We start from the raw sequence: 26047 nt of genomic DNA on the forward strand, positions 1-26047 counted from the left end.
CTTCCCAAGGTGGTTGCGGAGGACTCCGAGCCTAGTCGTGCGCGGGGGGCCACGGACAGGGTTCACGCGGTTCGCCGCAGGTGCGGGGCACAATCGGGGGGTGGACGAATCTCGCAGGGACCGCGACGAAGAAGGGCGGGCGCGCAATGCGCGCCCCCGTGACGGGCTGGGGCGCCCGCTGCCGTACGGGACTCCGGGTGTGGAGCGCCAGCCCGAGGGGGTCGTGCGCTCCCCCGACGGGACGGTGCGCGAGGCCCAGCGGCTGCTGGACGCGGGTATGCCGTTCCATGCGCACGAGGTGTTCGAGGACGCCTGGAAGTCGGGGCCCGATGCGGAGCGGGAGTTGTGGCGGGGCCTCGCGCAGATGGCGGTGGGACTGACACACGCGGCGCGGGGCAACAGCGCGGGCGGAGCTCGGCTGTTGAGACGGGGGGCGGCGGCGGTGGAGGGGTTCCGGGGGGCGGATCCGTACGGGATCGGGGTGGGCTCCCTGATCTCCTGGGCGCAGGAGCTGGCCGGGCGGGTGGATCCGCCGGGAGACGGGAGCGCGGGAGAAGCCGGCGGGGGTGCGCGGGTCGTGGACGCCTCCACGGAGGCGCCGCGGTTGCGACCCGGGGGGCCGGGCCGGGGAGTGAGTACGGGCGTGCGATAGGTTTTGCCCTTTCTTGACGGCGTGTTGATCGCGCACGTCTCGTCCCAAGCCTCGACCACTGCTCAGGAGATGGACGCCCCGATGACCGACATCATCAACGGCCTCGGCCGTGCCACTGCTTACGGGGCCCTCGGCGTCGTACTGCTCGTTCTCGGCATATTTCTGATCGACGCGCTCACCCCGGGCAAGCTGGGCCGCCAGATATGGGAGGAGCGCAACCGCAACGCGGCGCTGCTGCTCAGCTCCGCCCTGCTGGGCATCGGCGGCATCGTGTTCACCTCGATCTGGACGACGTACGAGGACTTCGGGAAGGGCCTCGCGTCCACCGCCGCGTTCGGGCTGCTCGGTCTGGTGATGATGGCCGCGGCCTTCCTGGTGGTGGACCTGGTGACGCCCGGGAAGCTGGGCGCCACGCTCGTCGAGCGGGAGCCGCACCCGGCGGTGTGGGTGACGGCGTCCTGCAATCTGGCGGTGTCGGCGATCGTGTCGGCGTCGATCGCCTGATCGAACGGGTGATCCGCCCGACCGGCGAACACCGGCCTGCGCAGCCATTACGATCCGGCGTCATGAGCACTTCCGACCAGGATCAGCAGCAGGACCGGACCCGGGAGCGGGAAACGGACCGACGCCCCGAGGGGATAGCCGGGCCCGGCGACACAGCCGGGCCCGACCGGGCCACGGGCCCCGACGGGACCACCGGACGCACCGGAACGCCCGCGCCCCGCAAGGCGGTCGTGCAGAACGAGCCGAGCGAGCCGGACGATACGGATGAGGCACCCGAGCCCGTCCGGCCGACCGTGACCCCCGTGACCCCCGTGACCCCCGTGACGGATGATGTCGACGGGACCTCCGAGACGGCCGGGATTGCCCCCGAAGCCCCCGAGAGGCAAAGACTGACGCCTCGTCAGGCGAGACGTCTGCGGATCGCCCTCTCCTCCGTGGGCATGGCCGCGATGGCAGTCGTCCTGGCACTGCGCATCGCGAGCCGTTCGTCCGTGCTGGTAGTCGGCGTGTACGGGCTCGCGCTCATCCTCTGCGGCGTGGTGATCGAGCTCAGCCGGAACGGTCGCACCCGCCTCGGGAGCTGGCTGCTGGGCATCGGCCTGGTGGCGGCCGTCTGCGCGGACCAGCTGCTCATTCCCTGACCCGGACGCCCCCCGGGACTACGACGCGAAGACGCGTACGGCAGGACCCTCCGGATCGACCCGGTCCGTCCAGCCCGCAGCCAGGTGGAGGGGCCGCCCCGGGACGGCGGGCAACAGCAGCCGCTGCCGGTGGAGTTCACGTCCGCCCTGGCTGACCACGAGCAGCGGCAGGGACAGCCTCCGCGCGGTGCGCAGCACGAACCGGTCCCCCGCCGGACGCGTGATCGCGTCCGGGCCCGTCATGTTGGGCGCGATCCACCGCAGGGGGGCGTCGACCACCACGGGCCGTCCCACGAAGGCGGGTCGGTCGGTACCGGACAGGCGGTGCAGGACGGATACCGCCACGGCGCGTCCCTCCTCGGCCGCGACGCCCGCGCGCTCCACCGCGTGCAGGAGGTTCCCGGCGGCGAAGACACCGGGCCGCGAGGTGCGGTACGCGGCGTCGTGGGCGGGTCCGCGGGTGCCCGGGTCGAGGACGATCCCGGCGCGCCGGGCGAGCTCGTGCTCGGGGACGAAGTCGCCGGTGAGGACGACGGTGTCGCAGCGCAGGGTCGTGGTGCGGCCGTCCGTGCGGCGCAGGGTCACGCCGGTCAGCCGTGTCCGGCCCTCGATCCCGGTGACGGTCGCACCGGTGAGCAGCGGAACCCGCTGCCGTACGCGCAGGGGCGCGGCCGGCCGGTCCGTGACCATGGCGACGATCCGGACCCCGGCGGCGCGCAGGGTGGCGACGGCCGCGTCCGCGATCGGCTCGTCGCCGACGACTACGGCCCGGGTGCCGATCCGCTGCCCGTACCGGTGGACGGCCTGCTGGAGTTCGCCCGTGGTGTAGACGCCGGGCGGGCGGGTGCCGGGGACCAGGCGGGCGCTGCGTGGTCGTTCGCGGGCGCCGGTGGCGAGGACGACGGCCCGGGCGGTGATCCGTTCGAGCCCGGTGGGCCCGGTGGTCTCCACGGTGAGGGGGCCGGCCCAGCCGGTGACGGCGACTCCGGTGCGCAGGTCGGCGCCCGCGCGTACGGCGGCGGCCACGCACTGCCGGGCGTACGCGGGTCCGGTCGCGCCGCCCGCGATGAAGTGTCCGGCGAATCCGCCCCGGGGGAAGTGCGCGCCGAATCCGCCGTGGTGGCAGTGGCGGGGGATGCCGCCCGCCTCCTGTTCCCGTTCCAGGATCTCGACCCGGCCCGCGCCGGCGGCGGCCAGTTCGGCCCCGGCGGCGAGGCCTGCGGGGCCCGCGCCGACGATCAGTACGTCGACGCTCCGGTCGGCCCGCCCGCTCCCGGTCATGGTCGTGCCTCCTCGAACAGGGCGCGGACGGCGGCGCCGCAGTGGAAGCCCTGGCACCGGCCGCCCCGGGCGCGGGTGCGGCGCCGCAGGCCGTCCAGGGACTGCGGCGGGACGGTGGAGTCGAGCGCGTCGCGGATCTCGCCGAGGGTGACGTACTCGCAGTGGCAGACGAGCGTGCCGTACGCGGGGTCCTTCGCGATCAGGTCGGCCCGCAGGTAGGGCCGGGGGAAGGCTTCGCCGAGGTTGGGCATCGTGACGGGCGGGAGGTCGCGCGGGGCGCCGAGCTCCAGGCCGGTTCCGGCGAGGAGTCCGGTGACGTGTCCGGCGATGGCCATGGACGCGGTCAGGCCGGTGGACCGGATGCCGCCGACGGCGACGTACCGCAGGCCGGGGTATTCCTGGATCCGGTAGTCCTCCTGTCCGGTGGCGGCGCGCAGTCCCGCGTAGACGGCGGTGATCTCCTCGTCGACGAGCGCGGGCACGATGCGGCGGCCCTGCTCGCGCAGGAGGTGCAGGCCGTCGGCGGTGGATCCGGTGGCGGTCTTGTCGTCGAGGTCCTCTGCGGTGGGGCCGAGGAGCACGTTGCCGAAGACGGTGGGGGCGACGAGTACGCCCTTGCCGGCCGAGGTGGGCACCGGCAGGAGGATGTGACTGACGAGGCCGCGGGCGAGTTTGTCGTAGACGATCAGCTGGCCGCGGCGCGGGGTCACGGTGAACACGTCGTGGCCGAGGAGCCGGTCGATCTCGTCGGCGTACAGTCCGGCCGCGTTGACCAGGTACCGGGTGCGCAGCGGGCCGCGCGAGGTGCTCACCGTGTGGGCTTCGCCGTCGTCGGCGAGGTCGGTCACGCGGCAGTTGAGGTGCAGGTGGACTCCGGCGCGTACGGCCTGGGTGGCGAAGGCGAGCGGGGTCGTCCAGGGGCAGATGACGCTCTCGTCGGGGATCTCCAGGGCGCCGAGCGCGCCTGGGCCCAGGTGGGGTTCGCGGGCACGCAGTTCGTCGGCGCCGATGACGCGGGCCGCTCCGTAGCCGTTGCGTCCGGCCTTGGCGAGCAGCTCCGGCAGTACGGCGAGCTGGTCGGCGTCCCAGGCCACGAGCAGGGCTCCGGTGCGCTCGACGGGGATGCCGGTCTCCGTCGCGTAGGCGGCGAGCAGTGCCTGGCCCTCGCGGACGAGGCGGGCCTCCAGGGAGCCGGGGACGGCGTCGAAACCGGTGTGCAGGATGGCGGTGTTGGCCTTCGATGTGCCGTTGCCGATGTCGTCGGAGGCGTCGAGGAGGGCGATGCGCAGGCGGTGGCGGGCCAGTTCGCGGGCGATGGCCGAGCCGACGACGCCCGCTCCGACGACGGTGACGTCGTACACCCCGTCCGGACCGCCCGGACCGGTGGCTCCGGGCAGGCTGCCGGCCGTGGTGACCGTGACCGTCATGCGCGCTCCAGCAGGGTGTCCACCGCGATGCGGAATCCGTCGAGGCGTGCCGCGGCCTCGGCCGGGCCGATCCGTGGCTCGTAGACGGCGGAGGGTTCCCATTCCGGTGTCGCGTGCCGCACGTCCAGCCCCGGGTCGAGCCCGAGCCGGGCCACGGCACCGGCGCCGAGCGCGGTGACGTCGGGCAGTGCCGACACCTCGACGGGCCGTTGCAGCAGGTCGGCCTGGGTCTGCATGAGGAGCGCGGAGCGGGTGAGGCCGCCGTCGACGCGCAGTGCGGTCAGGGGTGAGCCCAGGTCGGCCGCGGCGGCTTCGGCGAGGGCGACTACCTGGGCGGCGATGCCCTCGCACAGGGCGCGCACCAGGTGGCCGGCGGTGGTGTCGAGCCCGAGGCCCGTCACGGAGCCGCGCAGGTCGCCGCGCCACCAGGGTGCGGCGAGTCCGGCGAGCGCGGGTACGAAGGTGACGCCGCCGCTGTCGGGGACCCCGGAGCCGACCGGGTCGAGGTCGGCCGCGCCGGAGATCACCCCGAGGTCGGTGAGCCAGCGCACGGCGGAGGCCGCCGTGTAGACCTGTCCGTCGAGGCAGTAGTTCGTACGCCCGCCGAGCCGCCAGGCGACACAGCTGACGAGTCCGGACGAACCGGTGCTGGGGCGGCTACCGGTCTGCGCCAGGAGGAACGCCCCGGTGCCGTACGTGCACTTGGCGCTGCCCGGATCCAGGGCGTTCTGGGCGAGCAGGGCGGCCTGCTGGTCGACGAGGAGTCCGGTGAGGGGGATGTCGCCGCCGAACGCGGTGGTGGTGCCGACCGGTCCGGCGCAGTCGACGACGGCGGGCAGCCGCTCGTCGGACAGGCCGAAGATCTCCAGGGCCCGCGGTGACCAGTCGGTGTCGTGGAGGTCGAGCAGCTGGGTGCGTCCGGCGGTGGCCGCGTCGGTGACGAAGGCTCCGGTCAGCCGGTGCACCAGCCAGGAGTCGCTGGTGGTCACCACGCCCTCGCGGGTCAGCTCGCGGCGAATCCAGGCCATTTTGGGCGCGGCGAAGTACGGATCGAGGGGCAGGCCGGTGAGCTGTTTCAACTCCTCGGCGTACGGGGCCAGTCCGGCACAGAGGGCTTCGGCCCGCCGGTCCTGCCAGACCACGGCGTCGGTGAGCGGCAGGCCGGTGGCGGGGTCCCAGGCCAGGACCGTCTCGCCCTGGTTCGCCAGTCCGACCGCCGCGACGGGTTCGCCCGCCTCGGCCAGCGCCTGCCGGCCCGCGTCGAGGACCGAGCCGAGAAGTTCGGCGGGGTCGGTCTCGACGACTCCCCCGGACGCGTACCGGGGGCGGACCGGGGCGGAACCGGAGCCGATCACACCGCGCTCGGGGCAGATCACCAGGGCTTTCGTGCCGGAGGTTCCCTGGTCGATGGCGAGCACCGGGTCTGTCATCGCCACTCCAGCCGTACGGGCCGCCCAGGGCGGGCGGAATCGTGATCATCTGGTCCTTGTGCCCACAGTCGTGCAGACCACGCCGTGCGTCAACCCTGGCCGGAACATCCCGTGGACGAGGTCCGATGGAGATCAACGTCCTGTATGTAACCGCTACTTGAGTAAGATCCGCAAAGTCGTCCGACGCGGGGCGCGGTGCGTTCTACACTCACCGCCGAGCGGTCAACCGGACGCTCGACGGTGGATTCGTGACCGGACCCGCCCAGCCCCCCCACGTCCTCGAGGATTCATGACGAGCAGACCATGCACCGTGCCTCGGTGCCCGGCGCACCGCACCGCCCTCGCAGGCCGCCCAGGGGCGGGGCGCGCATGACTCCCAGCGACTTCAAGCCGGTCTACCACCCTGCGGGGCACGACCACGACTTACGCACGGCCCTGCAGGATCTGCGCACCGGACGCTGGCTCTCCATGCGCGATCTCCTGGAGGGCACGCCCGACTGGGCGACGTGGACGCGGCGCACGCAGGTCCTCGCCACCGTGGCGGCGGGCTCCGACGCGGTCCGGGCCTGGCTGGCCGAGGAACCGCGGAGTGTGGCGGCGACCGTGATGCACGCCCGGGTGATCGTGGAGCGCGCGGTGCGCGCCCATCGCGAGAAGCACGCACGCGCACAGGAGTTGTGGCAGCAGGCCTGGGAGGGCTGCCGGTCCGCCGCGCACGCCTCCCCCGCCGACCCGGTGCCCTGGGTCTGTCTGCTGGCCCTGTCCCAGCTCGACGAAGGTCAGCGGCTGGAGGAGCACCGGCTGCTTCCGCCGGGGCCCATGCTGTTTCCCGGACCGTGGGGGCTGCTGGCCGAGGCCGACCGGCGCGATCCGTTCAACCGCGAGGCCTATCACCGGATGCTGCAGTTCGTCTACGCGCGGCAGACGGGCAAAGCCCTCTCCGAGGCGGTCAACTTCGTCCAGTGGGCCGCTTCCTCGGCTCCGGAGGGTTCCCCGCTCCATGCGCTCCCGCTGTACGTGCGGGTGGAGCGCTACCGGCTCGGCCAGGGCAACGAGAAGGCCCTGGACCTGCACTGGGTCACCGAGGACGGCGAGCGCGACGCCCAGCGTGCGCTGCACACCTGGTTCACCAGGTCCGACCCGGCCGCGCAGTCGCTGCTCGATCTCAACCATCTGGCGCACGCCCTGTGGGGATCGCTCCAGTTCGCCGACGCCGCACCGGTGTTCCGCGCCCTGGGGCCGTACTACACCTCGGCCCCGTGGGCGTACCGGACCCGTCACCCCAGTGATCCGGCCGGGGCCGAGGACGTGTTCCTGCGGGCCCGTAGCCGATGCCTGGCGGCCGAGGACCGGCCGAGCAGGGGTCCTCGCGACTGACCGCACCACTTCTTCTTCTCCCACCGCACCGTCCCCCACTCCCTTCCGGAGGTTTCGCCATGTCCATATCCGCACCACCCGCGTCGAGCCCGGACCCCGCCCCGCCGAAGGACGAGGAGGAGCGGCTGCGCGAGCTCGGCTACCAGCCGGTGCTGGCCCGCCGCATGGGTGGCTTCGGCAACTTCGCGATCAGCTTCTCCGTCATCTCGATCCTCTCCGGCTGCATGACGCTGTACGGCTTCGGCATGTCGACCGGCGGCCCGTCGGTGATGCTCTGGGGCTGGGCCGGTGTCGGCCTGTTCGTCCTCTGTGTGGGCATGGCCCTGGCCGAGGTCACCAGCGCGTACCCGACGTCGGGGGCCCTGTACTACATGGCTGACCGGCTCGGCGGCCGCAAGTGGGGCTGGTACACGGGGTGGCTGAATCTGCTCGGTCTGCTGGGCGCGATCGCCGGCATCGACTACGGCGCCGCGCTGTTCACGGGTGCGCTGCTCAATCTGCAGTGGGGATTCGATCCCACTCCCGGCGCCACGATGGTCATCTTCCTCTGCATCCTGCTGCTGCACGCCGTGCTGAACCTCTTCGGTGTCCGCCTGGTCAGCGTGCTCAACTCGATCAGCGTCTGGTGGCATCTCGGCGGTGTCGCGGTGATCGTCTCGGTGCTGGCGATCGTGCCCTCGAACCACCAGTCGCCGTCGTTCGTCTTCACCGAGTTCGTCAACGACACCGGCTGGGAGAACCCGCTCTACGTGGCGGCGATCGGCCTGCTCCTGGCCCAGTACACCTTCTGCGGCTACGACGCCTCCGCCCACCTGTCGGAGGAGACCTCCAACGCGTCGGTGACGGCGGCCAAGGGCATCGTCCGGGCGATCTGGGTGTCCTGGGTGGCCGGTTTCGTCCTGCTCGCCGGCCTGACCTTCGCCATCCAGGACTACGCGGGCACCCAGAACAGCGCCACCGGCGTGCCGCCCGCCCAGATCCTGATCGACGCGCTGGGCACGGCGGGCGCCACCGCGATGCTGCTGATCGTCATCGCGGCCCAGCTGTTCTGCGGCAACGCCGAGGTGGCCGCGGCGAGCCGCATGGTCTTCGCGTTCAGCCGCGACAACGCGCTGCCGGGTTCCGCGCTGTGGCGCAAGGTGAGCGCGCGCACCCAGACGCCGGTGCCCGCCGTGTGGCTCTCGGTCTGTGTCGCCGCGCTGCTGGCCGTCCCCTCGCTGTACTCCGCCACCGCGTACGGCGCGGTGACGGCGATCAACGTCATCGGCATCACCCCGGCGTACGCCATCCCGATCTACCTGAAGCTGCGCGCGGGTGACCGGTTCGAGCGCGGCCCCTGGCATCTGGGCCGCTGGTCCAAGCCGATCGGCTGGATCGCCGTGGTCTGGGTCGCCATCGTGACCGTGATCTTCCTGCTGCCCCAGTCGTCGCCGGTGACCGTCGACTCGATGAACTACGCCTCGATCGCGCTGGTCGCCGTGCTGGTCCTGGCCACCGTGTGGTGGTTCGTCGCGCGTCGCTCGTACGGCACCCCGGCGGCGTACGGGAACGCCCGTGAGCAGGCGGAGATCGCCGAGGGCATCGTCTGACCCGTCACCTTCCGGGTGGCCTTCAACGCAGCAGCAACTGGAGGCCGCCCAGGACGGTGGCTCCGATCACGATCTGTTCGAAGAGCTTCTGGTTGATGCGGCCCACGCAGGCCCGGCCGAGGTACGCCCCGGGGATGACGAACGCCACCAGGGCGGCGTCCAGGAGCAGTGAGCGGGCGTCGATGAGGCCGAGGCCCACGCTGAACGGCACCTTGGACGTGTTGACGATCAGGAAGAACCACGCGGACGTCCCCAGGAAGCCGAGCTTCTGGAATCCCGCGGAGAGCAGGTAGAGCGACATCACCGGGCCGCCGGCGTTGGCGACCATGGTGGTGAAGCCGCCGAGTGCACCGTACGAGCGTGCCTTGAGCCGTCCGACGCGCGGCGGCCCCTCCGCCGGTGCCCCCGCCCCGGTTCCTGCCCCTGCCGGTGTTTCCTCCGGTGTCTCCGCATCGGCCTTCGCGGGTGTCGCGGCCCCGGCCTTCGTGGTGGCGCGACGGCGCCAGAGGGTGACGCCCGACATGAGGAGCAGGATCGCTCCGATCGAGGTGCGCACGGCGCCGTCGTCGGCCCACATCAGGAAGACGGTGCCCGCCACCACTCCCACGGCGACGGCGGGGAAGAGCCGCAGCAGCGTCGGCCAGTGCGCGTGGCGGCGGTAGACGAGTACGGCGAGGATGTCGCCGGCTATCAGGATCGGGAGCAGCACTCCGGTCGATTCGCGGGCCGGGAGTACGGCCGCGAAGACCGCGAGGCTGATCGTATTGGCACCGCTGACGGCTGTCTTGGAGAAGCCGACGAGCGTGGATGCCGCCGCGAGCGCGGCCAGTTGCCAGAGTGTGATGGTGTCCATTCCGGATCAGATGGTAGGCACACCTGCTTTTCGGCGCTTGATCGTTCCATTCCACGGCAACCCCCTGCGCGGTCCCTCGCTATGCTGCGACCGCTCACAGAAACGTTCAAACGAACACAGCACAGCAGTGCGGCAAGGGGGCCAGCACCATGCGGGAGCCGGTGGAACTGAGGCGCAAGCGCATTCTCGCGGTGGTACACGCACGCGGTGCGGTCAATGTGAGCGCGCTCGCGGCCGAGTTGGACGTCTCCGTGGTCACGCTCCGGCGGGACGTCGAGGAACTGTCCCGGGCGGGCAGGCTACGGCGGGGGCACGGGGTGGTCCGGCCGGTGGGGGACGCCGAGCGGACGACTCCGGTACCCGCTCCGCGGGCCGGCGGGCACCATGTGGACCCGGCGGCGGACGGCGGCGCGATCGCCCTGGTCGTTCCGGAGCGGCATTCGTATCTGTACGAGACGCTGCACGGCGCCCGGACCACCCTGGAGGCGGCGGGGATGCGCATCGCCCTGCACATCTTCCCCCAGTCCGCCGGGGCCGAACGCCCGCAGGTGGAGCGGGCCCTGGCGGGCGGTGCGCGCGGTGTGCTGATCGCTCCCCGGTGGCGCAGCGCGGTCGAGGAGGAGGCGGACTACGGCTGGCTCGCCGGGCTGGGGGTGCCGACGGTCCTGATGGAGCGGCGGCCACGGGCCGGCAGCGCGCTGCACGCCCTGGACTCGGTCTGTTCCGACCACTGGTACGGGACGCATCTGGCGGTGGACCACCTGGTCTCGCTGGGGCATCGGCGCATCGTGCTGGCCGCCCGGAACGACAGCCCCACGGCCCGGTCCATCCGGGCCGCGTTCGCGGAGATCGCCGCCGCGCGGCCGGAGGTGGAGGACTGGGCGGTGGTGCTCAGTGCCGCGAACGCGGGCCCTGGACGGTCCCCGGCGCCGGAGGACACCGCGCCGGATCTCGCCGCCCTGCTGCGCGGGCGCGGGGCGACGGGGGCCGTCCTGCACGGCGACGAGGACGCGTTGATGCTGGTCCAGCGGCTGACGGAGAGCGGGGTGCGGGTGCCGGAGGACTGCTCGGTGGTGGCGTACGACGATGTGGTCGCCGCCCTGGGCAGCACCCCGCTGACGGCGGTCGCCCCGCCGAAGGCGGACATCGGGCGGGCCGCGGCGGAGCTGCTGCTGCACCGGCTGGGGCATCCGGCCGGTGCGACCGGCCCGGTGCGCAGGGTGGAGTTGCTGCCCTCGCTCGAGGTGCGCGGATCGGCGCAGGAGGTGCGCCACCCGGAGCAGTGAGCGTTTGACCGCTTCAAGCTTCTTTTGATCGATCTATTGACCGGTATCGATCAGCCGATCAGTATTCCCCGTGTCTCGAATCAGGAGCCGCGGGAGGCACCCATGCCTGGTCGACAGAGCCGTCGATCCGTGCTCGCCACGATCGCCGCACTGCCCCTGACAGGCGCGCTCAGCGCCTGTGGCGGCGGTGACGGAGCCCAGCGATCGGGCAGCACGAGCAGTAACAGCACGAGCAGTACCGGAAAGACCGTCAGCAGCAGCGGGACCGGAAGGAAGACGCGTGTCACCTTCTGGTCCGCCCTGCGGGGCAGCCAGGAGGTCGTGGACGCGTTCAACCGCGGGCACGACACCATCCAGGTGGATTTCCAGCAGGTCCCCTCGGGTGGCCAGGGCGGCTACGCCAAGCTCAGCAACGCGGCACGTGCGGGCAACGCCCCGGACATCGCCACGATCGAGTACCCCCAGGTGCCCGGTTTCGCGATCGACGGGGTCTGCCGTGACATCACGGATCTGGTCGGTGACGGGCTGCGGGCCGCGCTGCTGCCGCAGGCGCTGGGCCTGACCACGTTCGAGAAGCGGGTGTTCAGCGTCCCGCTCGACATAGAGCCCATGGTGATGCACTACCGCACCGACCTCTTCGAGCGGTACGGCATCGCCGTACCGCGCACCTGGGACGACTTCGAGGAGGCCGCCGCGACCGTGCGGCGCAGGGGCGGCGGGCGGCGGCTCGTGCTCTTCCCCACGGACGGTGCCACACAGCTCGCCGCGTACGCGTGGCAGGCCGGCGCCCAGTGGTTCGACACGGCGGGCGGCGCCTGGAACGTCTCGCTCGCCGACGCCCCGACCCGTCGCGTCACCGCGTACTGGCAGCGGCTCGTCGACCGGGACCTCGTGTTCATGAACGCGGTGGAGAGCCGGCAGAGCGACGCCCAGATCGGCAACGGACTGGTGCTCACCCGGCTGAGCGGTGCCTGGGACGCCGGGGCGCAGATGAAGGCCAGGCCCGGCCAGAAGGGCAGGTGGGCCCTGGCACCGCTGCCGCAGTGGGACGCGTCCGACCCGGGTGTCGGCACCCACGGCGGCTCGACCTTCGCGATCACCAAGGACTGCCGGAATCCGGAGGCCGCCATGGAGTTCATCGAGTGGCAGGTCACGCACCCGGACGCGTTGCGCGCCCGGCTCTCCAGCGGTACGAGCAGCCAGTATCCGGCCGCCCCCGGTCTCGTGGACGTCGGCCGCGAGGCCTTCGACCGCGCCTACTACGACGGCCAGGACATCTACACCCTGTTCGAGCGGGAGGCCCGCACGATCCGGGACGGCTGGATCTGGGGTCCGCGCATGACGGCCACCGGCAAGGTCATGCAGGACGGGTTCGCGCGGGCGAGCGGCGGCCAGGGCTCGATCATCGAGGCGGTCCGGGAGGCCCAGCGGGGCACCATGCCCGACCTCAGGGCGCTCGGCCTGTCCACCACCCGGCGCTCCACCTGATCCGCGATCCCGTATCCAGCAGCAGAGAGGCAGGTGACACCCATGACCAGCGCCACCCCCGTATCCACGGCGCCCGGCGCCCCCGCGCGGACCACGCCGGCGGGTCCGGCCGCCGCCGCACCGGCGCCCACGGCCCGCAGGTCCGCCCGACGCCGTGAACTCGGCGCCTGCGGCATCCTGATGACACCGTTCTTCGTCCTTCTGGTGACCGTCTTCCTGGTCCCGGTCGGCACCGCCGTGTACCTGAGCTTCTTCAGCGACGACCAGCCCGGGCTCGGGTTCGGACCGGAGCGCACGGTCTTCGCCGGGCTCCGCAACTACAGCGCCGTGCTCACCGACCCGACGTTCCTCGGCGGTCTGGGCATCGTCGCCCTGTACTGCCTGATCTACATCCCGCTCATGGTGGTCGGCGCCCTCGCGCTCGCACTGCTGCTGGACTCCGGTGTGGTGCGGCTGCGCGGGACGGCGCAGCTCGCGCTGTTCCTGCCGCACGCCGTGCCCGGCATCATCGCCGCCCTGATCTGGCTGTACCTGTACACCCCCGGGATCAGCCCGGTCATCGAACTGCTCGGCAAGGCCGACATCACCGTCGACTTCCTCGGGGTGCACACCGTGCTCCCGTCCATCGTCAACATCGCGCTGTGGAGCAACCTCGGCTACAACATGGTGGTGTTCTACGCGGCCCTGCAGGCCGTCCCCCGCGAGGTGATCGAGGCCGCGGTCGTCGACGGGGCAGGCCCGGTCCGTACCGCGCTCCAGGTCAAGACCCCGCTGGTCCGGTCCTCGATCGTGATGGTGGCGATGTTCACCCTCATCTTCGCGCTCCAGCTCTTCACCGAACCGATGCTGCTCAGCCAGTCGACGCCGATGATCAACTCGCGCTTCTCCCCCAGCATGTACATCTACGACGCCGCCTTCACCCGCAACAACTACGGCCTCGCGGCAGCGGCCTCGGTCGTCCTGCTGCTCTGCACGATCGCCCTCTCCTACGGCGTCACCCGCTGGACCAACCGCGCGAACGCCGCCGAGGAGGACGCCCGATGAGCGCGTCGACCGCACCCCGCACCGCCGCGCCCCTGCGGCCCAGGCTCCTCGGACGCTCCGTCGTCAACCTGGTCGTCGGCATCTCTGTGCTGTACACCCTGCTGCCGGTGCTGTGGCTGGTCCTCGCCGCGTCTAAGGACCGGGACGCGCTGTTCAGCAGCGACGTCCTGTCGCTGAGCGACCTGTCCTTCCTGCGGAACACGAAGGACCTGTTCGCCATGGACGGCGGCCTGTACGGGCGCTGGTACGGCAACAGCCTGCTGTACGCGGTCCTGGGCGCGGCGCTCGGCGCGCTGATCAGCATCGCCTGCGGCTACGCCTTCGACAAGTACCGCTTCCCGCACAAGGAGAAGCTGTTCGGTCTGGTGCTGGCCGCGGTCATGGTGCCGCAGACCGTGCTCGCCCTGCCGCTCTACCTGATGGCGTCCGGCACGGGACTGGTGAACACCTTCTGGGCGGTCTTCATCCCGGTCCTCTTCAATCCCTTCGGCGTCTACCTCGGCCGGATCTTCAGCCAGGGGTACGTGCCCGACGAGGTCCTCGAAGCGGCCCGGATGGACGGCGCGGGTGAGCTGGCCGCCTATTTCCGGGTGGCGCTGCGGATGCTCGGCCCGGGGCTGGTCACCGTCTTCCTCTTCCAGCTCACGGCCATCTGGAACAACTTCTTCCTGCCCATGGTGATGCTCTCCGACCAGGACCTGTACCCGGTCAGCCTGGGCCTCTACTCCTGGAACAGTTCCGCCTCGGTCTCACCGGAGTACTACCCCGTCGTCATCATGGGCTCGCTGCTCGCGGTGCTGCCCCTGATCCTCGCCTTCGCCCTGCTCCAGCGCTTCTGGCGGTCCGGTCTGACGGCGGGCGCCGTCAAGTAGCCGAACCCCCCGGACGCGCCGTCACACAGCCGAACCGCCCCGGACCACCGCACAGGAGAACCATGCCCAGCACTCCCCCCGCCCGCCGGCCGCGTGCCGCGCTCGCCATGAGCCAGGAGGCCGCGGCCGCGGTGCTCTCCCCCGACTCGCTGGCCGCACTGTCCGCGTCCTGCGCGCTCGTACCGGGGCCGGTGATCGACGACTTCACGACCGGACCGGCCCGTGCCGCCCTCGCGGACGCGGAGCTGCTGATCACCGGCTGGGGCTGTCCACCCCTCCACGCCGGCGTACTGGCCGGTGCGCCCGCGCTGCGGGCTGTCGTGCACACGGCGGGCAGCGTACGCGGCCATGTCACCGAGGCCTGCTGGGACCGGGGCATCGAGGTCTCGTCGGCCGCGGCGGCCAACGCGCTGCCGGTAGCCGAGTACACCGTCGCGATGATCCTGCTGTCCGGCAAGCGGGTCCTGGAGCGGGCCCGTGACTTCCGGATGTCCCGGCGCCGCGACGCATGGCTCGCCACCCCGCCCGATGTGGGCAACTACCACCGCACGGTGGGCGTTCTGTCGGCCTCCCTGATCGGCCGGCGGGTGATCGAGCTGCTCCGCCCGTACGACCTGCGGGTGCTGCTCCACGACCCGTACGTCTCCGGGACGCAGGCCGCCGCGCTCGGGGTCCGGTCCGTCGCGCTCGACGAGCTCTTCACGCAGAGCGACGTGGTCAGCGTCCACACCCCGCTGCTGCCCGCGACCACCGGGCTGGTCGGCCGTGGGCTCCTCACCTCCATGCGTCCCGACGGTGTCCTCATCAACACCTCTCGGGGCGCGGTCGTCGACCAGGACGCCCTCACCGACGTCCTGCGCCAGGGCCGGATCCGGGCGGTCCTGGACGTCACCGACCCCGACCCGCTGCCGGACGGCCATCCGCTGTGGGACTGCGAGAACGCGACCATCACCCCGCACCTCGCGGGCTCCCAGGGCAACGAACTGCGCCGGCTGGCCGATCTCGCGGTCGCCGAGGTCGCCCGCTGGGCCGCGGGCGACGGCTTCGCCCATCCCGTACGACGCGAAAGGCTGGCATTCCTCGCATGACGTCTTCTCCCTTCCGGCTCCCCGCCGAGGACCGTGCTTCGAGCCCGCACACCGGCTTCACCCGGGCGCACTGGGAGGCGGCGGCGGACGGTCTGCTGCACGCCGCCTGGAAGTGGGCCACGCCCGGCCGGGCCATGCTCGACCTGCCGGGGCGCCCCTCACGCTCCGGTGTCCGCTCCGACGGTCTGGAGGGCTACGCCCGGACGTTCCTCGCCGCCGCGTTCCGGGTCGCCGGGGCGGGCGGCGGGGATCCGCACAACTGGCTGGAGCGGTACGCCGACGGGCTCACCGCCGGGACGCGCACGGCGGGCCGTGACGACGCCGAGTCCTGGCCGCTGATCCTGGACCACACGGTCTTCGGCCAGCCGATGGTCGAGTCGGCGTCCGTGGCGATCGGGCTGCGGCTGACCCGTCCGTGGCTGTGGGACCGGCTGGACCCGGGGACCCAGGACCGGGCCGAGGAGTGGCTGCGCGGCGCCCTGCGGCACTCGCCCGCGCCCAACAACTGGTATCTGTTCCCCTTCTCCGTCGCCGGTTTCCTGGAATCGGTGGGCCGGGGCGACCCGGAGACGGCCCGGGCCCGGCAGCGGGCCCTGGACCTGCTGGAGGTCTGGTACCGCGGCGAGGGCTGGTACGCCGACGGCGACGGGCGGGCCTTCGACCACTACAACGGCTGGGCGCTGCACCTGTATCCGGTGCTGGACGCGTATCTTTCGGGCGACGCGGAACTCGCCGCGCGCTACGGTCCCCGGCTGAGCGAGCACCTGGAGAGCTTCTCGCTGATGTTCGGCGCGGACGGGGCTCCGCTGCACTTCGGGCGTTCCCTCACCTACCGTTTCGCGGCGGGCGCGGCCGTCGGTATGGGCGCGGTGTCCGGGCACACCCCGCTGGCCCCGGGTGTCTCGCGTCGGCTGATCAGCGGGTCGCTGCGGTATTTCCTGGACCGTGGGGCGACCGGTGAGGACGGTCTGCTGAGCCTGGGCTGGCACGGTCCGCACGACGCGACGCTGCAGGTGTACTCGGGCCCTTCGTCCCCGTACTGGGCGTCGAAGGCGTTCGTCGCCCTGCTCGCCCCGGAGGACCACCCGCTGTGGACGGCGGCGGAGGAGCCCGCTCCGAGCGAGAGCGCCGACCGGGTGCTGTCCCTGCCTTCGGCGGGGCTGCTGGTGCAGTCGACGCGGGCGGACGGCATCGTCCGGCTGCACAACCACGGCAGCGACCACGCCCGGCCGCACGAGGGCGAGTCGGCCGCCGCGTCCGACCCGCACTACGCACGCCTGGCGTACTCCACCTCGACCGGTCCCACCGCGGTGGGGAACACGCCCGACAACCATCTGTCGGTGCGGGTCGCGGGGATCCGCAGCAGCCGGTTCCGTATCCACCCGACGGGCGCCGGGCACGGCGACGGCTGGGGCTGGGCCGCCTCCTGGCACCGCCCGGTCTTCCCGGAGGGCGCGCCGACGGTGCCGGGGCTGCGGGTGGAGAGCGTCACCGTCGTCCGGGGCAGGTACGAGCTGCGGGTCCACCGGATCCTGGGGGCTCCGGCGGGATCGCTGGCGGAGCAGACGGGGTGGGCGACGGATCCCGGTGGTGAGGTGCGTTCGGCGCTGCACGGGCTGCACGGCTGGGCGGAGCGGGAGGAGGTACGGGCGCCGCAGGGCACGGCGTTCACCGGGTGGGCGGTCCTGCCCCGGCTGGCGGCGGAGGTCGAGGGTACGGCGGTGCTGGTGGCCCTTGCCTCGCTCACCGCGGAGCCGGGGGCCGCGGGCCTCGGCGTGGCGGTCAGCGGGGTGGACGTGGACGTGGACACGGTGGAGGTCCGCTGGGCGGACGACGGTGCGGTCACCCGGGTCGGCTTCGCCCCGTTGGAGGTCGTGCACGCCGGCTGAACGGGAAGGGGCGCCCCGGCGGCGCCCCTTCCGGCTCACGCGTCGGTGCGGATCACCACCGCGAGTGTGCGCGGGCCGTGCACGCCCTCCACCCGCTCCAGCTCGATGTCGGAGGTGGCGGACGGGCCGCTGATCAGGGTCGTCGGCCGCTCCGGCACCAGCCGTGCGACCGCCTCCGGGACGCCGACGACGACGGAGGACAGGCCGACGACGCACACGTGCAGGTCCGGGACGAGGGACAGTGCCCGCCGGCCCTGGTCCGGGGATCCGTCCAGGAAGATCGTGCCCGTCTCCGCGCAGCTGACGGCCGAGGCGGTCACCACCCCGTCGAGCGCGTCCAGGCTCGGCGCCGGGATGTCCGCGGTATCCCGGCGCACCTCGCCGTCGTAGGCGGTGAGCCATCCTTCGTCGAGCCCGGCGGGCACCCCGATCCGCCGGGCGCCGTGCGCCGCGAGCACCTCCGCGATCACCCGGGCCGTGTCGTCGGCGGTGCAGGGGTACACCCGCGCCTTGTAGTCGACGAGCCGGTCGGTGAGGAGGGCGAGGCGTTCCCCGTCGGGGAGGGTGCGGCCGGTCCGGTAGTCGCGGGGGACGGTCGTGGCGGGCGCGGGCGCCAGGGCCAGGGCGTCCCTGATCCGGCCGAGCACCGTGTCACGGGCGGTCGTCGTCACAGGTCCTCCGTGGGGTCGTCGGTGGCGGTCCTCGTCACCGGGTCCTTCGTGCGGTCGTCGGTGGCGGGCGGGACGCCCTCTTCGGCGGCGGTGCGCAGCGTCGCCGCGCCTTCCGCCGACGCCAGCCAGGAGCGGAAGGACTGCTTGGGCGGGGCGGTGGTGTCGCGGCTGTCGCTCCAGCCGTCGAACGGGGCGGGCAGGCGCGTGATCGTGCCGTCGCGTCCGCCGACGACCCGGCCGAGGGCAGCGGCCTTCTGCACGGCCGTGAACACCTTCGGCCTCTTCATCACGGCGGCGGCGGCCTTCATGGCCAGCTTCTCCGCCGTGGTGCCGGACTGTTCGGTGTGCTGGTGACGCAGCTCGACGAGCATCGACGGGATGTCGATCTTGACGGGGCAGGCGTCGAAGCAGGCGCCGCAGAGGCTGGAGGCGTACGGCAGCGAGCTGTTGGGGTCGTCCTTCGCCGCGTCCATCCCGGCGAGCTGCGGGGTCAGGACCGCGCCGATGGGACCGGGGTAGGTCGACCCGTAGGCGTGCCCGCCGGTCCGTTCGTACACCGGGCACACGTTGAGGCAGGCCGAGCAGCGGATGCAGTTGAGGGCCTCGCGGCCGATGGTGTCGGCGAGCGCGGCGGTGCGGCCGTTGTCGAGGAGCACCAGGTGGAAGTCCTGCGGCCCGTCGCCGGGGGTCACACCGGTCCACATCGAGGTGTACGGGTTCATGCGCTCACCGGTCGAGGACCGCGGCAGCAACTGGAGGAAGACCTCCAGGTCCTGATAGCGCGGCAGGACCTTCTCGATGCCCATGACGGTGATGAGGGTGTCGGGCAGCGTCAGGCACATCCGGCCGTTGCCCTCGGACTCGACGACGGAGAGGGTGCCGGTCTCGGCGATGCCGAAGTTGGCGCCGGAGACGGCCACCTTGGTCGTCATGAACTTCTCGCGCAGATACGCGCGGGCCGCGGCGGCGAGGTGCGCGGGCACGTTGTCCAGGCCGGGGTCGACGCCGGGGATCTCGTCGAGGAAGATCTGCCGGATCTCGTCCCGGTTGCGGTGGATCGCGGGCACCAGGATGTGCGACGGCTTGTCGTCGGCGAGCTGCACGATGAGCTCGGCGAGGTCGGTCTCGTACGGGGTGATGCCGAGCGATTCGAGGTGTTCGTTGAGGCCGATCTCCTGGGTGGCCATCGACTTGACCTTGATGACGTCGCTGCTGCCCGTCGCCCTGACCAGCCGGGCGACGATCTCGTTGGCCTCGCCGCCGTCGCGTGCCCAGTGGACGGTGCCGCCGCGCTCGGTGACCTTCTGCTCCAGCTGCTCCAGGAGTTCGGGGAGCCGGTTCATGGTGTCGGTCTTGATGGCCGATCCGGCGTCGCGCAGCTCCTCCCAGTCGGGGAGTTCACCGGTGACGGCGAGCCGCTTGGTGCGGATGGTACGGGTGGCCTTGCCGAGGTTGCGGCGCAACTGCTCGTTGCCCAGCTCGTCGTGGGCGGCCTTCGGGAACGTACGGTCGCCGCGCAGGTTTCCCGTCCCGTACGGGGAACGGGGCGGGGTGGCGGGCATGCCGAGGAAGGTGCTCATCGGGCGGCCTCCGTCAGGGCGTACGGCGCGGTACGGGTGGAGCCGAGGATCTGGGCCAGGTGCAGGGTGCGCGTACCGGACCTGATGCGGGAGAGCCCGCCGCCGATGTGCATCAGGCAGGAGGAGTCGCCGGCGGTGCAGACCGCGGCCCCCGTCGTGGCGATGTCGCGCATCTTGTCCTGGAGCATCGCGGTGGACGTCCCGGCGTTCTTGACGGCGAAGGTGCCGCCGAAGCCGCAGCAGGACTCGGCTTCGGGGAGTTCGACGAGGTCGATCGCCTCGACGGCGCGCAGGAGCCGCAGCGGCTTGTCCCCCACCCGGAGCATACGCAGCGAGTGACAGGTGGGGTGGTAGGTGACGCGGTGCGGGAAGTACGCGCCGACCCGGGTGACCCCGAGGACGTCGACGAGGAGCTCGGAGAGCTCGTACGTCTTGGCTTTGACGGTGGCCACACCCGCGCGGAGCGCGGCGTCCCCGTACCGCTCGGCGACGATCTCGTGCTGATGCCGGACCGATCCGGCGCAGGAGCCGGACGGCATGACGACCGCGTCGATCGAGGGGTCCCCGAACTGCTCGGCGAAGTTGCGCACCAGCGGGACGGGTTCGCGCTGGTATCCGGTGTTGACATGCATCTGCCCGCAGCATGTCTGACCCGGTGGGAACACCACGTCGTGGCCCAGGCGGGCGAGCAGCACCGCGGTGGATTTCACCGCCTCGGGGAAAAGCGTGTCTCCCAGACAGGTGGCGAAGAGTCCGATGCGCATGGGGCCTCCTCGGTCGTTTCTATGGTCCGACCATACTAGCCTCCGTCCGAATGCGGAACCGTGGGCGCGCCCGGGAAACGCCCCGAGAACGCCTGCGCGTCGCCCGCGAAGTGTCCGGACACGAGGAACGGGAGTGGGACGGCGCCTGTGCGCACCGTCCCCACTCCCGTTACCGGCCCCTGCGGGCCGGGCCTCTCGTTCGGATCATGCCGGGCTCGCGGGGCCTGGCCGAACCGGACGACAGGCCCTAGCTAGTGCCGCATCAGGCAACGTCCGCCCTGTCAGTAGTGCGCCTCAACGTCGTATGAGGTCATGAAGCGTGCGTCGCCTTCTTGAAGACTTCGAACACGGCCAGGTAGTTCTTGCCGCTGTAACCCTCGGCGATCGCCTGCTCGGCGATCGCCTTCATCAGCCGCGGCTGGTCGGAGTGAATGCCCTGCTCCACACAGGTGCGGGTGATGTGTTCAAGCGCGTTGAGGTTCATCTCCATGGTGCCCACGTCGCCGGGGTAGTTGCCCCTGTCCAGGTCGGGAGCCTGCTCGGTGAGAGTTGAGTCCACCACCGAGGGCATGAACCAGTTGAGTGCGAGATCGGCGAACGTGACCGCCGAAACGCTCGCCGACCCGACCAGCGCCGTGGCGTGCAGAAAGCCGTTCATGGTCGCGTACATCATGTCGAGCAGTGCCGCGTTGTACAGCACCGCCAGGCTGGGGTCGGAGCCCAGGTACCGGGGGTCGCCCATGCTCGCCAGGGTCGCCCGGTGCTCGTCGAAGACGTCCTGTGAACCGCTATAAAGGAAGACGGAGTCGGGGTGCCCGACGAGCGGCGGCGGCACCATGATCGCGCCGTCCAGATAGCCGATGCCTCGCTCGGTTGCCCAGCTGACCGCAGCGTGCGCTTCATTAGGGGTGCCGGAGTTGAGGTTCACCAGTACGCGGCCCTTCAGGGCGTCACCAGCGGAGTCGAAAACCGCGTACATAATCTCGTAGTCCTTCAGGCACATGATCGTGACAGGGCTCGCGGACACCGCCTCGGCGACGGTCCCCGCGCGGTGGACGCCCTTGGTGACGAGGCTGTTGGCTTTCTCCGGGGTTCGGTTCCAGACGGTCGTGGGGTGGCCGCGTTCCAGAAGCGTCTCGGCCAGGGCGAGGCCCATAGGGCCGAGGCCGATGACGGTAACGGATGTGTGCTGCGGGCTTGTTGATCGCTGGTTCGTCATGCGGAATAGACTGCTGTCTCACATCGATGTGAGAGTCAACTGAACGTGGTGGTCGTCACATGCGCATGGGAGAGTTCTCCCGGCGGACCGGGGTCAGCCAACGCCTGCTGCGCTATTACGAGGAGCAGGGACTGCTCAAGCCATCGCGGCGGCCAAGCGGATATCGCGAGTTCACGGAAGAGGACATTGCCACAGTGCGGGGCATCCGCATGCTGCTCGGCGCCGGTCTCAACACCGCCACGATCGCCGAACTGATGCCCTGCATGGTCGACGACGGGCAGACCCTTGCGCCAGCCTGTTCTGGCATGCTGCCCGACCTGAACCGGGAACGTGAACGCATCAACGAGGCCGTGGCCGGCCTGCTGGCCGCACGGGACACGCTGGACGCCGTCATCGCCGCCACGGCGCCGACCGGAGGCGACGATCCGGAAGCCTGCTACGCGACCGGTGCCGCAAAGCGGCCCGGCGACGCCACTGTGAAGTAACGCAGCGCGGTGAACTGAGCCTCGATGCGATTGAGCGCGCACTCCGCCGTGGCGGTTGTGGCTCGCCCGGCGCCGTCGGCGGGGCTCAGGGACGGGATTCTTGTGCTTGCCTCCGCGTTCGGCCCACTGCCGACCCGGATGCGGCATCAGATTGAGTGGACCAAACTCGTCCATGCAGAAGATGACTTCAGGCTCGCTGTCCTCAGGTATAACCTCGCCGTCGGCGATCGCGTAGAGGTGTTCGACGCGGGCCTTCTTGGCCGCGTAGTCCGGATCACGGGAGGTCTTCCAGGTCTTCAGGCGTTGAAAAGAGACGCCTTCCTCGCGGAGCAGAATGCGTAGGCCCTCGTGGCTGATGTCGTCGACCACCCCCTCGGCGACCAGGAAGTCCGCCAGCTTGGTCAGACTTCAGGCCGAGAACGGCAGGCCGTGCTCGGTGGGCCGGGACTTGGCGATCTTCTTGATCTCGCGGCGCTCGGGCAGGGTGAAGGTCTTCGGCCGGCCGCCCTTGTACTTGGGATAGAGGGAGTCGAAACCGTCGGTGTTGAAAGTATGGATCACATCGCGGACCCGGTCGTCGCTGGTGAACGACACCTCGGCGACCTTCGCCACCGGCATGCTCTGCGCGGACAGCAGCACCATCTGGGCCCGCCTCCAGGTCACCACCGAACCCGTACCGCGGCGGATGATCGCCAGCAGCCGCCTGCCCTCGTCGTCATCGATCTCACGCACGTGTACTCGATCTGCCACCCGCACCTCCTGACGACCGTGCGACCGTGGGTCGCCCAGGACCAGGACCCGGATGGCGCGTCACTCCACAACGGGGCGAACGTTGCCTGATGCGGCACTAGCTCTCGTCGACCAGCGTCCCGTGCAGCCCTCTGATGTGTTCCTCGACCAGGTCCGCCGCCTCCGCGCCCCGCCCCTCGCGCACCAGCCGCAGCAGCCGCGCGTGCTGGGCGTTGAGCGCGGCCGCGGTGGCGGGCCAGTCCTCGGTCTCCTCCAGTGCCCGCAGGATGAGCGGGCGTACGGACTCGCGCACCGCGGAGGTGAGGGTGGAGGTCAGCGCGTTGCCCGAACTCCCGGCGATCAGTACGTGGAAGCGGGTGTCGAGGTCGTTGAACCCGCCCACACCGACATCCGGCTCGCCCATGCGCCGGAGCAGTTCCTCGGCCTCGTCGAGGTCCTCGGCCGGCGCGTGCCGCGCGGCGGCCTCGCAGCTCGACCGCTCGAGCACGACCCGCGCCTCCAGCACGTCGTGCAGGCTGTAGCTGCCGAGCGCGAAGTGCAGCCGCAGCAGCCGGCCCAGGGCGTCGTCCGGGTTGCGCACGATCCGCGCGCCCGAATCCGGGCCCCGGCCGGGCTGGGCGACCAGGACGCCGATGGTCTCCAGCACCCGCAGCGCCTCACGCAGGGCGGACCGGCTGACTCCGAGGACGGGTGCGAGCTCACGCTCGGGCGGCAGACGGTCGCCCGCCTTGAGCTCTCCGGCGAAGACACGCTCCTCGATGCTCTGGAGCACGAGTTCGTGCGTGCGGGACTGCCGTACGGGTTGCCACTCGACGGCCATCCGCTACTCCCTGCTCCGGACGATACGCATGATCCGACTATGTCACACAGCACGTGTGGTCGGACCAAAGCCGGAGGGGCCGTCGAGCCGGGCCCGCCCCAACGGCTTCGGCGGCCACCGGGGCCGGCTGTCGGGGTCAGCGGGTGCGCGGCAGCCCACCGCGTCGCACCCGGCCCCGGCTGCTCCTTCGTTGCGGATCGAAGAGCTGGCCGGCCACCCCGGACACCACGAGTCCCGCGGCGATGAGCAGACCGTGCCCGATGACGATGCCGGTGAGCAGGGCGCCGAGCCCCGCACCGAGCCACAGCCAGGCGAGGCCGCGGCCGTACGCGCGTGGAGCGCGGGGTGCGCCGTGGCCGTCGGCGGAGCAGGGTCTGTCGTGGCGGCTCCGGTCGTCGAGGCCGCTCAGTCGCTCGTCGTAGTGCGCCATGGTGACTCCCTCCCGGTACGGAAACCCGTTGAGCACCTGGCTCCATCGTCGTCCGGGGAGGGGGCCTGGACCATAGGGGCTGACACCCATCTTCGGGGGTGCCCACCATGCAGACACCCTGCCGTCCGTCCCCCACCGGCCCGGGAACCTCGGCACCGGCCATAGTGGAGACTGTCAACCGCTGACGCGACCACCCGAAGGAGGCCGTGCGGTCTTGTCACTGTTCTGGCGCATCTTCCTGCTCAACGCCGCGGTACTGGTGGCGGCCGGTGCCCTGCTGCTGCTCGGCCCGATCACCGTGTCCGCCCCGGTGGTACTGACCGAGGCCCTGATCCTGGCCGGCGGCATGACCTTGATGCTGGGAGCGAACGCGCTGCTCCTCAGGCTGGGCCTGGCCCCGTTGCAGCGGGTCACCCGCGCGATGACGACGACCGACCTGCTGAGCCCCAGTCCGCGTCCCGAGGTCGCGGGGCAGGGCGAGATCGCCGATCTCATCGAGACGTTCAACAGCATGCTGGACCGTCTGGAGGCTGAGCGAGCGACCAGCAGCGCCCGTGCGCTCTCCGCCCAGGAGGGCGAACGGCGGCGGGTCGCACAGGAGTTGCATGACGAGGTCGGCCAGACCCTCACCGCGGTCCTGCTCGAACTGAAGAGGGTCGCGGGCCATGCCCCGGAGCCACTGCGCGAGGAGCTGATCCACGTCCAGGAGATCACCCGGGGCAGCCTGGACGAGATCCGCCGGATCGCCCGCAGGCTGCGCCCCGGGGTGCTGGACGAGCTGGGTCTGGTCAGCGCGCTGACGGCCCTGATCACGGAGACGCCGACCCCGGACGGCCTCGTCATCAGGCGGCGGATGGAGAAGGACCTGCCCGAACTGGGCCACGAGGCCGAGCTGGTGGTCTACCGCATCGCCCAGGAGTGCCTCACCAACACGGTCCGGCACGCCCAGGCCACCCTGCTCGAACTCTCCCTGTGCCACAGCCCGCAGGGGGTGGAGCTGCGCATCCGTGACGACGGCCGTGGCCTCGGGGGCGCCCCCGAGGGCGCGGGCCTGCGCGGCATGCGCGAACGCGCGCTGCTGATCGGTGCCGAACTGACCCTCGGCGACGGCCCGTCGGGTGGCACCGACGTACGCCTCGACGTGCCTGTACGAAACGGAAGCGCCTGATGCCCGACTCCCCGACCACGTCCGCCGCCTCGGACTCCCGCCCCGCCAGGACCCGGATCCTGCTGGCCGACGACCACGCCCTGGTCCGCAGGGGGGTGCGGCTCATCCTCGACGGCGAACCGGATCTCCAGGTCGTCGCCGAGGCGGGCGACGGCGCCGAGGCCGTCGAACTGGCCCGCGCCGAACAGCCTGACCTGGCCATCCTCGACATCGCCATGCCCCGCCTGACGGGTCTTCAGGCGGCCCGGGAGCTGTCCCGGGTGATGCCCGGACTGCGCATCCTGATGCTGACCATGTACGACAACGAGCAGTACTTCTTCGAGGCGCTCAAGTCCGGCGCCTCGGGGTATGTACTGAAGTCCGTGGCCGACCGGGACCTGGTGGAGGCCTGCCGGGCCGCCATGCGCGACGAGCCGTTCCTCTATCCGGGCGCGGTCACCGCCCTCATCCGGAACTACCTCGACCGCGTCAGGGAGGGGGGTGACGTCCCGGCGCGGGCGATCACCGACCGCGAGGAGGAGGTCCTGAAGCTGGTCGCCGAGGGGCACTCGTCGAAGGAGATCGCCGACCTCCTCGTGATCAGCGCGAAGACCGTCGAGCGGCACCGGGCGAACATCCTGCAGAAGCTGGGCCTCCGCGACCGACTGGAGCTCACGCGGTACGCGATCCGGGCCGGTCTGATCGAACCGTAGGGCCGCGCGGCGGCCCCTCCTGCCCGTCCCGCCCGTTCGCGCGACGG

General features: G+C 71.5%; 24 protein-coding genes and 1 pseudogene. 14 read left to right on the forward strand and 11 right to left on the reverse strand.

Going from position 1 to position 26047, the window contains the following annotated elements:
• Positions 1–100: 100 nt before the first annotated feature.
• The 3 genes from ACFWVP_RS23110 to ACFWVP_RS23120 all read left to right on the forward strand — a co-directional run bounded on the left by ACFWVP_RS23110 (position 101) and on the right by ACFWVP_RS23120 (position 1797).
• Positions 101–652 (forward strand): DUF309 domain-containing protein, encoded by a 552-nt coding sequence (locus ACFWVP_RS23110; RefSeq protein ID WP_384499306.1) that lies wholly within the window; start codon positions 101–103, stop codon positions 650–652.
• Positions 653–733: 81 nt separating this feature from the next.
• A complete protein-coding gene (locus ACFWVP_RS23115; RefSeq protein WP_380198163.1) occupies positions 734–1156 on the forward strand; it encodes a DUF350 domain-containing protein in 423 nt (140 codons plus the stop codon).
• Positions 1157–1218: 62 nt separating this feature from the next.
• Entirely contained in the window at positions 1219–1797 is a 579-nt protein-coding gene (locus tag ACFWVP_RS23120) for a hypothetical protein (RefSeq protein WP_384499308.1), read from the forward strand.
• An 18-nt stretch (positions 1798–1815) separates the two neighbouring features.
• Here the strand turns inward: ACFWVP_RS23120 and ACFWVP_RS23125 are convergent, their stop codons facing one another.
• From ACFWVP_RS23125 to ACFWVP_RS23135, 3 genes are read right to left on the reverse strand one after another with little or no spacing between them, the layout of a single operon-like run.
• The gene (locus tag ACFWVP_RS23125) at positions 1816–3078 is read right to left on the reverse strand and encodes an NAD(P)/FAD-dependent oxidoreductase (protein ID WP_384499309.1); all 1263 of its coding nucleotides are present in this window, start codon (positions 3076–3078) and stop codon (positions 1816–1818) included.
• Positions 3075–4505, reverse strand: coding sequence for an FAD-dependent oxidoreductase (locus ACFWVP_RS23130; protein WP_384499310.1), 1431 nt, complete (start codon positions 4503–4505; stop codon positions 3075–3077). Before ACFWVP_RS23130 ends, ACFWVP_RS23125 begins: the two co-directional genes overlap by 4 nt.
• Positions 4502–5935: an FGGY family carbohydrate kinase gene (locus tag ACFWVP_RS23135; protein ID WP_384499312.1), complete on the reverse strand. Its 1434-nt coding sequence runs from the start codon at positions 5933–5935 to the stop codon at positions 4502–4504. Before ACFWVP_RS23135 ends, ACFWVP_RS23130 begins: the two co-directional genes overlap by 4 nt.
• Before the next feature lie 369 nt (positions 5936–6304).
• Here ACFWVP_RS23135 and ACFWVP_RS23140 point away from each other — a divergent pair, with 369 nt between their 5' ends.
• Complete coding sequence (locus tag ACFWVP_RS23140; RefSeq protein ID WP_384499314.1) at positions 6305–7312, forward strand: hypothetical protein; 1008 nt, start codon at positions 6305–6307, stop codon at positions 7310–7312.
• 59 nt (positions 7313–7371) lie between these two features.
• Positions 7372–8901 (forward strand): amino acid permease, encoded by a 1530-nt coding sequence (locus ACFWVP_RS23145; protein ID WP_384499316.1) that lies wholly within the window; start codon positions 7372–7374, stop codon positions 8899–8901.
• Between the two features lie 22 nt (positions 8902–8923).
• On the opposite strand, the gene ACFWVP_RS23150 is transcribed toward ACFWVP_RS23145, so the two are convergent.
• On the reverse strand, positions 8924–9754 hold the full coding sequence (locus tag ACFWVP_RS23150; RefSeq protein ID WP_384499318.1) for a sulfite exporter TauE/SafE family protein: 831 nt from the start codon (positions 9752–9754) through the stop codon (positions 8924–8926).
• A gap of 149 nt (positions 9755–9903) precedes the next feature.
• Here ACFWVP_RS23150 and ACFWVP_RS23155 point away from each other — a divergent pair, with 149 nt between their 5' ends.
• From ACFWVP_RS23155 to ACFWVP_RS23180, 6 genes are all read left to right on the forward strand, one after another.
• Positions 9904–11040 (forward strand): substrate-binding domain-containing protein, encoded by a 1137-nt coding sequence (locus ACFWVP_RS23155; RefSeq protein ID WP_384499320.1) that lies wholly within the window; start codon positions 9904–9906, stop codon positions 11038–11040.
• Positions 11041–11142: 102 nt separating this feature from the next.
• Positions 11143–12528: an ABC transporter substrate-binding protein gene (locus ACFWVP_RS23160; protein ID WP_384499322.1), complete on the forward strand. Its 1386-nt coding sequence runs from the start codon at positions 11143–11145 to the stop codon at positions 12526–12528.
• Between the two features lie 42 nt (positions 12529–12570).
• The gene (locus ACFWVP_RS23165; RefSeq protein WP_384499323.1) at positions 12571–13572 is read left to right on the forward strand and encodes a carbohydrate ABC transporter permease; all 1002 of its coding nucleotides are present in this window, start codon (positions 12571–12573) and stop codon (positions 13570–13572) included.
• Positions 13569–14444, forward strand: coding sequence for a carbohydrate ABC transporter permease (locus tag ACFWVP_RS23170; RefSeq protein WP_384499324.1), 876 nt, complete (start codon positions 13569–13571; stop codon positions 14442–14444). The genes ACFWVP_RS23165 and ACFWVP_RS23170 overlap by 4 nt, the downstream gene beginning before the upstream one ends.
• Positions 14445–14506: 62 nt before the next feature.
• Positions 14507–15532 (forward strand): hydroxyacid dehydrogenase, encoded by a 1026-nt coding sequence (locus tag ACFWVP_RS23175; protein ID WP_384499326.1) that lies wholly within the window; start codon positions 14507–14509, stop codon positions 15530–15532.
• Positions 15529–17421, forward strand: coding sequence for a DUF2264 domain-containing protein (locus ACFWVP_RS23180; RefSeq protein WP_384499328.1), 1893 nt, complete (start codon positions 15529–15531; stop codon positions 17419–17421). The genes ACFWVP_RS23175 and ACFWVP_RS23180 overlap by 4 nt, the downstream gene beginning before the upstream one ends.
• 35 nt (positions 17422–17456) lie before the next feature.
• Here the strand turns inward: ACFWVP_RS23180 and ACFWVP_RS23185 are convergent, their stop codons facing one another.
• The 4 genes from ACFWVP_RS23185 to ACFWVP_RS23200 all read right to left on the reverse strand — a co-directional run bounded on the left by ACFWVP_RS23185 (position 17457) and on the right by ACFWVP_RS23200 (position 21655).
• On the reverse strand, positions 17457–18092 hold the full coding sequence (locus tag ACFWVP_RS23185; RefSeq protein WP_384499330.1) for a lactate utilization protein C: 636 nt from the start codon (positions 18090–18092) through the stop codon (positions 17457–17459).
• The gene (locus ACFWVP_RS23190) at positions 18089–19672 is read right to left on the reverse strand and encodes a lactate utilization protein B (RefSeq protein WP_384499332.1); all 1584 of its coding nucleotides are present in this window, start codon (positions 19670–19672) and stop codon (positions 18089–18091) included. Before ACFWVP_RS23190 ends, ACFWVP_RS23185 begins: the two co-directional genes overlap by 4 nt.
• Entirely contained in the window at positions 19669–20436 is a 768-nt protein-coding gene (locus ACFWVP_RS23195) for a (Fe-S)-binding protein (protein ID WP_384499334.1), read from the reverse strand. The genes ACFWVP_RS23190 and ACFWVP_RS23195 overlap by 4 nt, the downstream gene beginning before the upstream one ends.
• A gap of 310 nt (positions 20437–20746) precedes the next feature.
• Positions 20747–21655 (reverse strand): NAD(P)-dependent oxidoreductase, encoded by a 909-nt coding sequence (locus ACFWVP_RS23200; protein WP_384499336.1) that lies wholly within the window; start codon positions 21653–21655, stop codon positions 20747–20749.
• 59 nt (positions 21656–21714) lie between these two features.
• Between ACFWVP_RS23200 and ACFWVP_RS23205 the strand changes: the two genes are divergently transcribed.
• Entirely contained in the window at positions 21715–22140 is a 426-nt protein-coding gene (locus ACFWVP_RS23205; protein ID WP_384499399.1) for a MerR family transcriptional regulator, read from the forward strand.
• Positions 22141–22176: 36 nt separating this feature from the next.
• Here the strand turns inward: ACFWVP_RS23205 and ACFWVP_RS23210 are convergent.
• The 3 genes and pseudogenes from ACFWVP_RS23210 to ACFWVP_RS23220 all read right to left on the reverse strand — a co-directional run.
• Positions 22177–22890: pseudogene (locus ACFWVP_RS23210) on the reverse strand (helix-turn-helix domain-containing protein); the annotation flags it as partial.
• 97 nt (positions 22891–22987) lie between these two features.
• A complete protein-coding gene (locus ACFWVP_RS23215; RefSeq protein ID WP_384499337.1) occupies positions 22988–23710 on the reverse strand; it encodes a FadR/GntR family transcriptional regulator in 723 nt (240 codons plus the stop codon).
• A gap of 136 nt (positions 23711–23846) precedes the next feature.
• Positions 23847–24140: a hypothetical protein gene (locus ACFWVP_RS23220; RefSeq protein WP_384499339.1), complete on the reverse strand. Its 294-nt coding sequence runs from the start codon at positions 24138–24140 to the stop codon at positions 23847–23849.
• Between the two features lie 214 nt (positions 24141–24354).
• On the opposite strand from ACFWVP_RS23220, the gene ACFWVP_RS23225 reads away from it, so the two are divergent.
• Positions 24355–25308 carry a HAMP domain-containing sensor histidine kinase gene (locus tag ACFWVP_RS23225; protein WP_384499340.1) on the forward strand — a complete coding sequence of 318 codons (954 nt, stop codon included), beginning with the start codon at positions 24355–24357 and terminating at the stop codon, positions 25306–25308.
• Positions 25308–26000, forward strand: coding sequence for a response regulator (locus ACFWVP_RS23230; RefSeq protein WP_384499342.1), 693 nt, complete (start codon positions 25308–25310; stop codon positions 25998–26000). The genes ACFWVP_RS23225 and ACFWVP_RS23230 overlap by 1 nt, the downstream gene beginning before the upstream one ends.
• The last annotated feature ends 47 nt before the right edge of the window (positions 26001–26047 follow it).

Origin of the sequence: Streptomyces sp. NPDC058637, from assembly GCF_042717325.1 — a bacterium.
Classification (GTDB): Bacteria; Actinomycetota; Actinomycetes; order Streptomycetales; family Streptomycetaceae; genus Streptomyces.

Coding starts and splice junctions, on each gene's coding strand:
- ACFWVP_RS23115 (WP_380198163.1), top strand. CDS start 734: ATGACCGACATCATCAACGGCCTCGGCCGTGCCACTGCTTACGGGGCC.
- ACFWVP_RS23120 (WP_384499308.1), top strand. CDS start 1,219: ATGAGCACTTCCGACCAGGATCAGCAGCAGGACCGGACCCGGGAGCGG.
- ACFWVP_RS23125 (WP_384499309.1), bottom strand. CDS start 3,078: ATGACCGGGAGCGGGCGGGCCGACCGGAGCGTCGACGTACTGATCGTC.
- ACFWVP_RS23130 (WP_384499310.1), bottom strand. CDS start 4,505: ATGACGGTCACGGTCACCACGGCCGGCAGCCTGCCCGGAGCCACCGGT.
- ACFWVP_RS23135 (WP_384499312.1), bottom strand. CDS start 5,935: ATGACAGACCCGGTGCTCGCCATCGACCAGGGAACCTCCGGCACGAAA.
- ACFWVP_RS23140 (WP_384499314.1), top strand. CDS start 6,305: ATGACTCCCAGCGACTTCAAGCCGGTCTACCACCCTGCGGGGCACGAC.
- ACFWVP_RS23145 (WP_384499316.1), top strand. CDS start 7,372: ATGTCCATATCCGCACCACCCGCGTCGAGCCCGGACCCCGCCCCGCCG.
- ACFWVP_RS23150 (WP_384499318.1), bottom strand. CDS start 9,754: ATGGACACCATCACACTCTGGCAACTGGCCGCGCTCGCGGCGGCATCC.
- ACFWVP_RS23155 (WP_384499320.1), top strand. CDS start 9,904: ATGCGGGAGCCGGTGGAACTGAGGCGCAAGCGCATTCTCGCGGTGGTA.
- ACFWVP_RS23160 (WP_384499322.1), top strand. CDS start 11,143: ATGCCTGGTCGACAGAGCCGTCGATCCGTGCTCGCCACGATCGCCGCA.
- ACFWVP_RS23165 (WP_384499323.1), top strand. CDS start 12,571: ATGACCAGCGCCACCCCCGTATCCACGGCGCCCGGCGCCCCCGCGCGG.
- ACFWVP_RS23170 (WP_384499324.1), top strand. CDS start 13,569: ATGAGCGCGTCGACCGCACCCCGCACCGCCGCGCCCCTGCGGCCCAGG.
- ACFWVP_RS23175 (WP_384499326.1), top strand. CDS start 14,507: ATGCCCAGCACTCCCCCCGCCCGCCGGCCGCGTGCCGCGCTCGCCATG.
- ACFWVP_RS23180 (WP_384499328.1), top strand. CDS start 15,529: ATGACGTCTTCTCCCTTCCGGCTCCCCGCCGAGGACCGTGCTTCGAGC.
- ACFWVP_RS23190 (WP_384499332.1), bottom strand. CDS start 19,672: ATGAGCACCTTCCTCGGCATGCCCGCCACCCCGCCCCGTTCCCCGTAC.
- ACFWVP_RS23195 (WP_384499334.1), bottom strand. CDS start 20,436: ATGCGCATCGGACTCTTCGCCACCTGTCTGGGAGACACGCTTTTCCCC.
- ACFWVP_RS23200 (WP_384499336.1), bottom strand. CDS start 21,655: ATGACGAACCAGCGATCAACAAGCCCGCAGCACACATCCGTTACCGTC.
- ACFWVP_RS23205 (WP_384499399.1), top strand. CDS start 21,715: ATGCGCATGGGAGAGTTCTCCCGGCGGACCGGGGTCAGCCAACGCCTG.
- ACFWVP_RS23215 (WP_384499337.1), bottom strand. CDS start 23,710: ATGGCCGTCGAGTGGCAACCCGTACGGCAGTCCCGCACGCACGAACTC.
- ACFWVP_RS23220 (WP_384499339.1), bottom strand. CDS start 24,140: ATGGCGCACTACGACGAGCGACTGAGCGGCCTCGACGACCGGAGCCGC.
- ACFWVP_RS23230 (WP_384499342.1), top strand. CDS start 25,308: ATGCCCGACTCCCCGACCACGTCCGCCGCCTCGGACTCCCGCCCCGCC.